Below are 12,412 nucleotides of genomic sequence, written 5' to 3'. Positions count from 1 at the left end.
TTATAAAATTAAAGAAATTATTTTTTTGATGAGTGAGTAATTTGGAAGTGTATAAAAAATTCCATTATAATTGTTTTGATTATCTATAGCACGTAAAAAAAAATAAAATACCCCCCCAAAATCATTTTGATAATGATAGTTTTTTATTTTTTGTTTTAAATATTTATGTATTGCTATTGTATATATTTGATATTGTAGATCATATCTTTGTTTCATTACTTCTTTCTTAATATTTTCAGGAGAATAATAGGAATTATTATCTCCTAACCAATTAGATTTGTAATCTATTATATAATATTTTTTATTCCATAAAAAAAATAAATCAATATATCCTTTTAAGATACCTTTTGTTGGATGAAAAAATAATTTTGGAGTATTAATAGAATTTGGATCAAAAAATTGAATAATGTTGTTTAATTCTTTGCTATATAGAATGTTTTTAATGGGAAAAAAAAATTCTAATTCTTGTATATATAATTTTTTTTTTATGTTTGATAAACTCATATTTTGGTTATCAAGTGGTACATGAATAATATTTTTTATCCAAGATACCAATACTTCTGTCCATTGTGAAGAAATATTATATTTTCTTAAAATATCAGAAAACCAATTATTTTTTTTATCACTTAATATATGTAAATTTTTTAATATATAATGCAACATTAATCCAGTATTTTTACCTCTGGGAAAATTATGTATTGTTAACTTTTTATTTTTTTTTGTTGTAATTTGAATGTTATAACTATCTAATGATAGTATTTTTTTTTTACTTTTTATATAGTTATATTCTTTTTGTAATTTTGTAAAACTAGTGATATTCCAAATTTTTTTATTATTTTGATTAAAAAAATTAGGTTTGTATATTAAATAAAGATTTTTTTTATTATTAGATAATATAATTTTTTTTTTGTTGTTTTTAATTTCAAATAATTTATTAATATTTAATTTATTCAATTGTGTTAATAGATTTTCATAATTCATAGGTTGAGTATTTTGAATCAAGTATCCTAGGCTACTTTTATGAATATCACTATGAATTCTATTTTTTATTTTTTTTTTAATCAAACAAGCTATTCCAATACAACAGTGCATGATTGATCGGGTAATCGCAACATATAAAAATCTTATATCTTCTGCTAATCTTTCTTTATCTGCCATTTCTAAACCATAATCATCTTTTTTCATATCAATAATCATTTTAAAATTTTTAGGATTATGATAAATAGATAAGACAGATTGATTAAAATTAATCATAAAAGGTATCCAAACAATGGGATATTCTAATCCTTTTGATTTATGTATAGTAATAATTTTCACTGATGGAGATTCTGAAAAATTTCTAATATATTCATATGACATCGGTGCTTTTGTTTCTGATATTTTTTTTTGGAACCAATGAATCAAACATACTTGTTTATTAAAATATTGAGATTTTTCTTCTAATATTTCAGCGATATGCAAAAAATTTAAATTTTTAATGTAGTTCGTATTCATTTCTATTAAATTGGCATTTTTTTGATATTCTAATATCATTACTTTAATCATCTGAAAAATACTAATATTTTCCCATATTTCATGATATTCATATAATTTTTCAATTAAAAAATATGAATTTTGATCGTTTTTTTTTGCTGTTATTGTAGTACATATTCCTTGTAAAATATGTGTAGAAATAGATTTTTGTAATAATATTTGATTATCAGGATCTAAAATAGATTCTAATATCCATAGTAATTCTTGTGCATCAAAAGTTTTAAATATACTATTTTTTTCAGAAGAATATACTGAAAATATATTATGTTTACATAATTCTTCTTTAATAATATTTGCTTCTTTTTTATTTCTAACTAATATAGCAATGTCATTAGAGGATAATATTTTTTCTTTATTTTTAGTTATAATTTTAGCTTCTCCTTTTTTTGCACAAGTTAACCAATAACTAATTTCTCTTGCACATTGATTAGCAATCCATATTTGATATTCATCTAAAGATGCTTCTTTTTTTTTATATAAAAAAAATCTAATAGGTGTTTGGGACAGACCTTTTATTGTGAAATGCATTTTTGATTTTTTATCAGATGATATAATAGGTTGGAATGAGATGTTTTCAAATATAAAAGCATTATTATTTTGTGAAAATAAAACATTGATACTATCACACATATTTTTTGAAGAACGCCAATTCATATCGAGATAATAATGTTTTTTTATTTTAGATTTAATATAAAAATAAGAAAAAATATCTGCTCCTCTAAAGCTATATATTGCTTGTTTTGGATCACCAATTAAAAATAATGCTAACTCTTTATTTTTTTTATATAAAAGATGGAATATTTCATATTGTTCAATATTAGTATCTTGAAATTCATCAATAAATGCTACAGGATATTTTTTTCTTATTAGATTTCTTAAATATTTTTCTTTTTTTAGAATTTTTAAAAGAATACTTAATAAATCATTAAATCCTAACAATGCTTGTTTTTTTTTCTCTTGTATTAATAATTTTTTTATTTTTTTTATAGAATATAGAAGAATAATATGATTTAATGAAAAATGATATTTTAATATTTTTTCAGTTTCTTTAAATATAATGTATTGTGATGAAATATAATTTTTTGTATTTTTTTTTATATTATTTTCAGTAAAATATTGCAATGAAATAGGGATCTGATAATCTTTAGTTTTAGACTGAGCCCATATTGTAATATGATTAATCCATCGAGATAAATTATATTTATTATATATTTTTTTGTTTATTTTTAAATTATTGATGATTTTTAATATTATATCAGTATAAATTAACCATTTTTTTTTAAAAGAATTTATTTTTTTTATATTTTTTTTATGTAGTAAAATTATATCATCGTTTTTTAAAATTTTATTTTTAAAATTTATTGAATTTATAGAAATAAAAGGCTTTATTATTTTTAAAAGATTTTTAGGATTTTTATAATCTTTCAAAATAATTTTAATAATATTTTCTGGTAAATTATATAAGCATAATCTCCAAAAATCTTGTGTAGTTTTTAGATATAAACCATCTTCATTTTCAATAATTTCATCTCCAAAAAAATTATTAATATAAAAAGTATCTGATTTTAATATATTTTGACAGAAACTATGTATGGTATAAATAGCTGAATGATTTATATTATTATGTGCATTTTTTAAAATATAAATAGCTTCGTCTATATTTGTAATTTCATTTAAAAATAATCTACATACAGGATCTGTGCTAGTTTTATTAATACAAGCGACATATAAATTATAGATTCCTTCTTTAATACGTATATATAATTCTTCTTTTGCTGCATTTGTAAATGTTAATACTAGTATTTCATGTATATGAAGTTTTTTTGTATATGGTTTTTTTCCAAGACCTAATAAACAACGTAAATATAATAGAACGATTGTAAAAGTTTTTCCTGTTCCTGCAGAAGCTTCAATTAAATTTATCTCACTTAAAGAAACTTTAAATACATCAAGTTTTTTTTGTACATGAGTAATATTCATATTATTTTTTTTTATATGTTAATATTGGAATAAGCCATTTTTGAGCTGTAATACAAATTTTTTTTATGTTTTGTTTATTTAATTCTAAAAATATTTTTCGAATATAAAAATCATTTTCTTCTCCCTCAGAAAAAATATTTCCTTTCCATGTTTCAAATAATTTTTTTTCCCCTTGTGTTTTTGTTTTTTCATCATTTTTAATAACATTTTTTTTTATGTCATAAATTTTTTCTAACCAAGATGCACCAGATTTTGTTAATAAAATTGGTTTTTTTATACCTTGTATATATCCTTGAATATATTTTAATAAATAAAAATATGCTGTATTTGCATCTAAAGGTACAAAAGACCACATTTGTTTTTTATAACCTATTATTTTACTTTCTCCGCAATTACCTAATATGCAATAAATTAAATGTTCTAACCATAAACTAATACGATCACTATAATTAATTATATTTGGTTTCCAACGTAATAAACCTGTATTTTGTATTTCAGATAATATACCAATGATTTTATATTTTTTTATATTTAAATTAATTTTTTTTTCTTTTGTATGAATTCTAAATTTTATAACCAATTCTGCTATAGAGCGCATTTCTTTAATAGTATTATCCCAAAATATTTTTCCAAATATACCATAAGGTAGTTTTCCAGAAGAAAGATAATATTTGAATAATTGATCAGTATCTTGTTTGTTTATTATTTTTGTTAATAAAATATTTTTTATTTTGAAAGAATCTAAGTGATTTACTGAAAATGGTTCTGTAGTTTTAAGAATTTTATTATGTTTATTTAATTTAATATTTAAGTTAAAATTAAAGAAGTAACGTATTGGATGTTTCCAAAAATTAATTAAATCTTTTAGATTAATTTCATTGAAATGATTTTGATCCAATAAATAGCTATGATTAATTGTTTTATTTATATATGTATATTTTAACTTATTTACAATATTTATATCGATTGTTTTTTTTTTATAAAAGTATTGTTTTTTATGTGTTGTACAAAGATGTTGAATAATTTTTTTAGTGTTATCATATAAATTTAAATCTTTATCACCAATAAGATAAAAATTTAATGCTATGTAATTTAATAGTTGATCGATTAAAATCGAAGGGTATATTTTGTTTTGATTCGTCAGAGAATATCCCACATAACTAATATAGAAATATTTTTCAGCACAAGATATATTTTGAAGAAACAAATAACAATTTTTTTCATAAATATTAGTATCATCAAATGAAGAATATTTTTTTAATAAATTAAAATAATTTAAATGATTTTCTTTTGGAATACTTTTATTATCAGATCCAATTACACAGATTATTTTAAATGGAATAGAGCATACAGATTCAGGATGGCAAAAATTTATTACACCAGGTAAAATATTCTTATTATTCGTGAAATTTAATTTATTGAAAAAAAAATATTTTAATATATTAATTGAAATTTTATTTGAATAACAAGATGTGATACAATCATTAACTGTTTTTATCCATTTTTTTTGAATAATTTGAAAAATTTTCTCTGTATCTTCAGTATAAGAAAAAAAATCGTCAGTTAAATTATGAGCTAATGTACTCCAATATTGTATTTTTTTTGGTATAGAGAATATCTTTTTCCATTTTTTAAGTGTATTTATAAATACAATAAGTTTTGATATTAATTCTACTCTAGAACCATTAATTATACTACAAGACAAAATATTATTCCAAATATTTTCTGTATTGTTCATAGAATAACTAAGCAATAATTTTTCTATTCCATACAACCAAGTATTTTGTTTATTTTCAGGAAATAACAAAGATTTTTTATGTTTACCATCAATAGCCCATCTAATATTTGTTTCTTCTATCCAATTGTATAAAATTTTTATTTCTTCATGAGAAATATTAAATTTATTTGATATTTCAGGAACATCGAGAAATGTTAATATTTCTTTATTTTCAAATCGAATATTTGACAAATTGAGTATTTTTTTGAAAGACAAAAAGATAATTTCTATTTTTTTAGAAAAATTTTTAGCAATAAAAAAAGGTATTTGTTTTTTTTTATCTATTGTATTGAATATTAAATTAATATATGGAATATAAGTCTCAATAGATGTAGAAGTGACAATTATATCACCAGGTTTAATAGAAGCATTATTATTTAAAAATAACAATAATTTTTCATGTAATATTTCAATTTCATTTTTTTTATTATAACAAATATTGATAGAAATTGAATGATCTGTTGATTGTAATAATCTTTTTTTTTTTTTGGAAATTTTTTTAAAAAATCATTTTGAATGTTTTTTAATAAATTATTATTTTTATTTTTTTTAAAATAATGTATAATTTTTATTTTTTCAGATTCTATAATATGAAATTCATAAATTTTTGCATATTGTCCCCATAATTTTATTAATGAATTATTTAAAACGTTTTTTTTGTATATATTTTTTGTTTCAATTGATTTAGTATTTTTGATTATATTAAATATATTGTATTTATAAGGTGTAGTGTATAAAAAATAAACATCAATATATAAGCTGATTTCTTTTAAAATTTTGATATAAGAAGGATTTAATGAAAAAGAAGAGATGACAAATAAACGACAAGGTAAACAGGTTTTATTTATTTTTTTTTCTTGAATTAATAATTGGAAAGATTGAAACAGATTTGAAAAATGGTAAACAGATTGATTATTTTTTTTTATATCATTAATAATTTCTATCCATAATTTTATTTGCCATTGTTCATCATGATTGAATTTTAATATATTTTTATTTTTTTCAAATTCATTAATCCAATCCGGACGATAAAAAATATATTGTTTAAATATATTTGCCATTAAAAAAGAAAATTTTAATTTTTCAAAATTATTATTTTTTATATTAAAAGGTATAACAAACTTTTTATGATCTAAAATTTTTACAATTTTCCACATTATAATAGAAGAAGTAAAGATATTGTTTATTTTTTTTTTTAATAATAATTTTTCAAATAATTTCCAAATAAAAACATCTGGATGATAGTATTGTAAATTTGCAGAAATGCCTATTTTTTGAGCAATAAATATATTTAGGTATTCAAATAATATTAAATGATCATGAATAAAAATTTCTTTTGAAAAGATATTATCAAGAGGTTTATCTCGAATGATATGAGTTGCTTTTAATAATAAATGATTAAGATTATTAGATTTGTAGATAATAAACATAAATACCTATTTTTTATTAAGTAGAATATTTTGAAATATATTTATATAATTATTATACTTATTTTTTTTTATAAAGATGTACGTCTAGCTGAGGATAAGGAAGATTAATATTATTTTTATCTAATTCTTTTTTAAATTTAGCCATTAAATCCCAATAAACTGGATTTAAATCATTATTTTTACTCCAACAACGAACTATAAAATTTAGAGAAGATGGAGCCAACTCACTTAAACCAATAATAATATCTTTATCTTTTATAACTCTCTCTTCTCTTTCTATAACTTTCCGTAATGTTTTTATAACTAAATCAATATCACTATTATAAGATACACTAATAATAAATTCATTTCGACGAGCAGGTTCTCTGGAATAATTTATAATATTATTAGATATAATTTTATTATTAGGTATTACTACAATTTTCCCATCTAATGTTCGAAGTGTTGTATAAAAAACATGAATATTTAATACAGTTCCTGATACACTACCTAAATTTACATATTCTCCAGTTTTTAAAGGTCTTAATGTTACTAATAAGACACCAGCTGCAAAATTTGATAAAGACCCTTGTAGAGCTAAACCTATAGCCATACCAGCTGCTCCTAATATAGCAATTACTGATGTTGTTTGTACTCCAATACGTCCTAATGCTGCAATAAGTGTAAAAGTAATAATAATATATCGCATTAATGCAGATAGAAAACCAGAAATAGTTGCATCAATATTACGTGTAATTAACACTTGATTTACACCATTAGAAATAATTTTAGATATAAACATGCCAACAATTATAATAATCACAGCTGATGTTAAATTTATTATATATCCAAGTAATAATTCTTGATTACGTATCAACCAGTTTCCTGCATGATTAATATCATTTACTACATTTAGTTCATCCATTAATTATCTCTATATATTTTGTTTAATGTATGTTAAATAAATTCATTTTACGGAGAATATTTTTATTTATTCCCCGAAATAAGTTATAATCTTTTATAAAAAATATTTATAAAATATTATAAGCATTCAACTCTTTAAATGATTTTTCTAATCTTTTTGACATAGATTCTTGCGCATGTCTTATCCATGATCTTGGATCATAGTATTTTTTATTAGGTTTATTTTGATCATGTTTATTTCCTAATTGATTTTGCAAAAATTCTTTATTTTTATTATAAAAATTTAAAACTCCCTTCCATGTTGCCCATTGCATATCAGTATCAAGATTCATTTTAACAATACCATATTTTATTGCTTCTTGTATGTCGTTTAACTGTGAACCTGACCCGCCATGAAAAACTAAATTTAATGGATTTTTTTTTAAATTGTGTTTGATACTAACGTATTCTTGTGAATGTTTTAAAATAATTGGTTGAAGATCAACATTTCCAGCTTGATATACACCATGTATATTACCAAATGAAGCAGCGATACTAAAATTATTACTAATTTTATTTAATTTTTCATAAGCATAGTTGACATCTTCAGGTTGTGTATAAAGTAATTTTTTATCTATATTAGTATTATCTATTCCATCTTCTTCTCCACCTGTACATCCCAATTCTATTTCTAACATCATATTTATTTCATTCATTTTTTTAAAATATTTTTGACATATAGAAATATTGTCTTTTAATTTTTCTTTAGATAAATCAATCATATGAGAGGTAAAAAATGGTTTATGATTATCATGATAATATTTTTTACCTATTTCTAATAATCCATCAATCCATGGTAATAATTCTTTAGGGCAATGATCAGTATGTAATATCACGGGAATTTTGTAATATTTTGCCATTAAATGCACATGTTGAGCACCAGAAATAGAACCTTGAATTATTTGTTCTTGATATTTAGGAAACCGGTGTTTATAGCCAGCAATAAAAGAAGCTCCTCCATAAGAAAATTGTATAATAACTGGAGATTGTACTCTAGCAGCAGTTTCTAAAACAGTATTAATAGAATCAGTTCCTATACAATTAACTGCTGGAATTGCAAATTGTTTTTTTTTAGCTATTTCAAAAATTATTCGTGCTTCATTGCCATTTAAAACACCTGAGCTAACCATATTTAAAATATTCAATTGATTTCCTATTTTTTTTCATTTAATGTGTTTTTGAAATGTTTTTCTAACATTTGAATTGCAGGTAATGTTTTACCTTCTATAAACTCTAAAAAGGCTCCTCCTCCAGTTGAAATATAAGAAATATGATTTTTAATATTAAACATGTCAATAACAGATAACGTATCTCCTCCCCCAGCTATAGAAAAGGCATTGCTATTTGCAATTGTTTTTGCGATCATTTCAGTACCTTTTCTAAAATTTGGAAACTCAAATACTCCTACAGGTCCATTCCATATAATCGTTTGAGCATTTTTCAAAATATATAAAATTTTTTTAATAGTTTGATCACCAATATCCATAATTTCTTCATCTTCTAAAATATCAGAAGGTAATTTCATAATACATTTTTCAGTTTTACAAAAATTTTTTCCAACACGTGAATCAATAGGGGTGATAATATGATATTTATCGCGTAATTTTTTAGCTTCAAATATAAAATCCGGTTCATGTAATGATTTTCCAATTTTATAATCAATAGCTAAAAAAGTATTTGCTATACCCCCACCAACAATAATTGTATCTGCAATTTTAGATAATACATGTAATACATTAAATTTTGTTGATACTTTAGCTCCTCCAACTATTGCCACCATAGGACGTTTAGGTTTATGTAATGCTTTTTTTAGAGAATTAATTTCGTTTATAAAAAGCATTCCAGCACATGCAATTTTAACAAATTCACCAATTCCATAAGTAGATGATTGTTTTCTATGAGCACTAGCAAAAGCATCCATTACAAATATATCGCAAAGATCCGCGTATTTTTTAGCTAATTTTTTACTATTATTCAATTCCCCTTTGTTAAAACGAACATTTTCTAAAATAGCTATTTCTCCTGAATTAAGTTGAATACCATTAAGAAAGTCATGTGAGAAATATATTTTTGTATGGTTGAATGTTTTTTTTAAATATTCAAATATAGGTAATAAAGAATATTTTTTTTGATGTAATCCTTCTTTTGGTCGACCTAAATGAGACATGATAATTACTTTAGCATTTTTCTGAAGAGCAAATTTAATAGTAGGTATTGCAGCTAATATTCTTGCTTCAGATTGAATAATACCATTTTCTATTGGTACATTTAGATCACTTCTTATTAAAACTTTTTTATTTGTTAAATGTATTTCAGTAATATTTTTAAAAATCATAATAGTACCTTAAATAATAATTTTTTTTACTCAGTGTGTTTATTTATTTGGTATTAAGATTGGTCACCTTTAATTTAATGGGCAATTAATCTTAAAAAATAATATATTTTAATTTTTAAACCAGGATCGAATTCCATCTAAAAACATTTGAGTAGAAATCATAATCAGTATCAAACCCATAAGACGTTCTAGAGCATTAACACCTTTTGTACCAAATAGTTTTAAAAATAAACCAGATAATAATAATATTATAACAGTAAAAGACCATGCAATAAGTAATGAGATAATTAAATAAAATATATGATGTATATATTTATGAGATAATAACATTAATGTTGCTAATAAAGATGGTCCTGCAATTAATGGGATTGCTAAAGGAACTAAAAATGGTTCTTCATTTTGAGAAGATGTATTATTTTTATTATTTTCAGCAGAAAAAATCATTTGAATAGACATTAAAAATAAAATAATTCCTCCAGATATTGAAACTGTTTCAGTTTTTAAATTTAAAGTAATTAATATTTTTTCTCCAATAAATAAAAATAACAACATGAAAATTAATGCTATAATCATTTCACGTATAACTACAATTTTTCTTCTTTTATCTTCTAAATTTTTGAGAATGGTCATAAATATTGGTAAATTTCCTAAAGGATCCATAATAAGAATTAGCAAGATAGTTGTAGAGATAATTTCATTCATTTTAATTTATTGTGTCCTTTTAAAATAGTAGTTTTTATATAATTTTTTAAAAAAATAATTATATAAACTATTTTATGATATAAAATTATCATTTTATAATATTTTTAAATAAAATAAAAATTTCTATTATTATAAAAAATTTTCTGATTGTACATAATTATTATATATTTCCTCATTTAGAATTTGTAATTATTTTAGGAGCCGGAAATTTTTTCTTAAAATTGTATTGATTATTTTTTTAATAAAATTATTTTAATGAAAAATCCGTGTATTTATCAATGATAAAACTTGTAGGTTTAGTAGGATGGCGTGGAATTGTTGGATCAGTTTTATTAAAACGTATGATAGAAGAAAATGATTTTTCAAAAATAAATCCTGTTTTTTTTTCAACATCACAATACGGTAAAGATAGTCCTGTTATTAATAAGATATCATATGATTGTTTAAAAAATGCTTATGATATTAATCTTCTTAAAGATATGGATATTATTATTACGTGTCAAGGCAGTTCATATACTGATACAGTATATCCTAAATTAAGAACAAATGGTTGGAAAGGCTATTGGATAGATGCTGCTTCTACTTTAAGAATGAAAACTGATTCTATTATTATATTAGATCCAGTTAATCATGAAATGATTAAAAATGGCATCCAAAAAGGCATTAAAACTTTTATTGGAGGTAATTGTACAGTTAGTTTGATGTTGATGGCATTAGCAGGATTATTTAAAAAAGAATTAATTGAGTGGATTACTGTATCTACTTACCAAGCAGCATCTGGAGCAGGTTCTCGTCATATGATAGAATTATTAAATCAAATGGGAACATTATATAATACTGTAAAACAAGATTTGTTAAATCATTCGTCTACAATATTAGATATTGAAAATAAGGTTACTAATATAACTCGTAGCTGTAATTTTCCAATAAAATATTTTTCTGTTCCATTGGCTGGAAGTTTAATTCCTTGGATTGATAAAGAAGTAAAGAACGGTCAAAGTCGTGAAGAATGGAAAGCTCAAGCTGAAACTAACAAAATATTAGGATGTGTTAACAAAGTTATTATTGATAGTACATGTGTACGCATTGGTTCATTACGTTGTCATAGTCAATCATTTTTTATTAAGTTAAAAAAAGAACTTTCTTTAAAAAGTATTGAAGAGCTCATAGATAATGATAATAAATGGGTGAATGTTATACCAAATAACATACAAGATACATTATTAAAATTAACTCCATCAGCTGTAACAAATACATTAGATATACCTATAGGTCGTATAAGAATCCTAAATATAGGAAAAAAATATTTATCTGCTTTTACTGTTGGAGATCAATTATTATGGGGAGCTGCCGAACCATTAAGACGAATGCTAAATTTATTAATTAATTTTTAATATTTTATATATGAAAATATAATAATATCACTTTTTTAATATATACACTAAACTTTTATATTTATAAAATATTATATATATAATTTTAAGTGTATATATTAAATATTTTATGATTATATATAGTAAAATTATTATTATAATTTTTTTAATACAATATAATTTTTGACATTGGAGGGTAAAAAGGCATGACAATTTTTTCCGATAGAATAATTTTTTCTAATAATAGTAGACGATATATTCAAAAATGATATTTTAGAAAAAAAAATTAATCCACAAGATTGTCGATGAAGTAAATTATAATCATTAACAACATAATTAT

Annotated in this window: 8 protein-coding genes and 1 pseudogene; 1 reads left to right on the top strand and 8 read right to left on the bottom strand. The window is 21.8% G+C overall.

The window, feature by feature from the left end:
• From recB to D9V74_RS02125, 7 genes are all read right to left on the bottom strand, one after another.
• Nucleotides 1–3,513 carry an exodeoxyribonuclease V subunit beta gene (gene recB, locus D9V74_RS02150; RefSeq protein ID WP_158362863.1) on the bottom strand — a complete coding sequence of 1,171 codons (3,513 nt, stop codon included), beginning with the start codon at nt 3,511–3,513 and terminating at the stop codon, nt 1–3.
• A gap of 1 nt (nt 3,514) precedes the next feature.
• Nucleotides 3,515–5,680 (bottom strand): hypothetical protein, encoded by a 2,166-nt coding sequence (locus D9V74_RS03020; RefSeq protein WP_315984290.1) that lies wholly within the window; start codon nt 5,678–5,680, stop codon nt 3,515–3,517.
• Entirely contained in the window at nt 5,668–6,720 is a 1,053-nt protein-coding gene (locus tag D9V74_RS03015; RefSeq protein ID WP_315984289.1) for an exodeoxyribonuclease V subunit gamma, read from the bottom strand. Before D9V74_RS03015 ends, D9V74_RS03020 begins: the two co-directional genes overlap by 13 nt.
• Before the next feature lie 58 nt (nt 6,721–6,778).
• Complete coding sequence (mscS, locus tag D9V74_RS02140; protein WP_158362861.1) at nt 6,779–7,624, bottom strand: small-conductance mechanosensitive channel MscS; 846 nt, start codon at nt 7,622–7,624, stop codon at nt 6,779–6,781.
• 106 nt (nt 7,625–7,730) lie between these two features.
• Nucleotides 7,731–8,807, bottom strand: coding sequence for a class II fructose-bisphosphate aldolase (gene fbaA / locus D9V74_RS02135; RefSeq protein ID WP_158362859.1), 1,077 nt, complete (start codon nt 8,805–8,807; stop codon nt 7,731–7,733).
• Between the two features lie 8 nt (nt 8,808–8,815).
• The gene (locus D9V74_RS02130; RefSeq protein ID WP_158362857.1) at nt 8,816–9,997 is read right to left on the bottom strand and encodes a phosphoglycerate kinase; all 1,182 of its coding nucleotides are present in this window, start codon (nt 9,995–9,997) and stop codon (nt 8,816–8,818) included.
• Between the two features lie 108 nt (nt 9,998–10,105).
• Nucleotides 10,106–10,699: a YhgN family NAAT transporter gene (locus D9V74_RS02125; protein WP_158362855.1), complete on the bottom strand. Its 594-nt coding sequence runs from the start codon at nt 10,697–10,699 to the stop codon at nt 10,106–10,108.
• Between the two features lie 278 nt (nt 10,700–10,977).
• On the opposite strand from D9V74_RS02125, the gene asd reads away from it, so the two are divergent.
• Complete coding sequence (asd, locus tag D9V74_RS02120; RefSeq protein ID WP_158362853.1) at nt 10,978–12,093, top strand: aspartate-semialdehyde dehydrogenase; 1,116 nt, start codon at nt 10,978–10,980, stop codon at nt 12,091–12,093.
• Between the two features lie 134 nt (nt 12,094–12,227).
• On the opposite strand, the pseudogene D9V74_RS02990 reads toward asd, so the two are convergent.
• Nucleotides 12,228–12,412, bottom strand: a pseudogene (locus D9V74_RS02990) (nicotinic acid mononucleotide adenylyltransferase); the annotation flags it as partial.

The organism is Buchnera aphidicola (Macrosiphoniella sanborni), from assembly GCF_005080885.1.
Classification (GTDB): Bacteria; Pseudomonadota; Gammaproteobacteria; order Enterobacterales; family Enterobacteriaceae; genus Buchnera; species Buchnera aphidicola_AU.
Note: the sequence above shows the minus strand (reverse complement) of the source record. Positions and strands in the feature narration are given on the sequence as shown.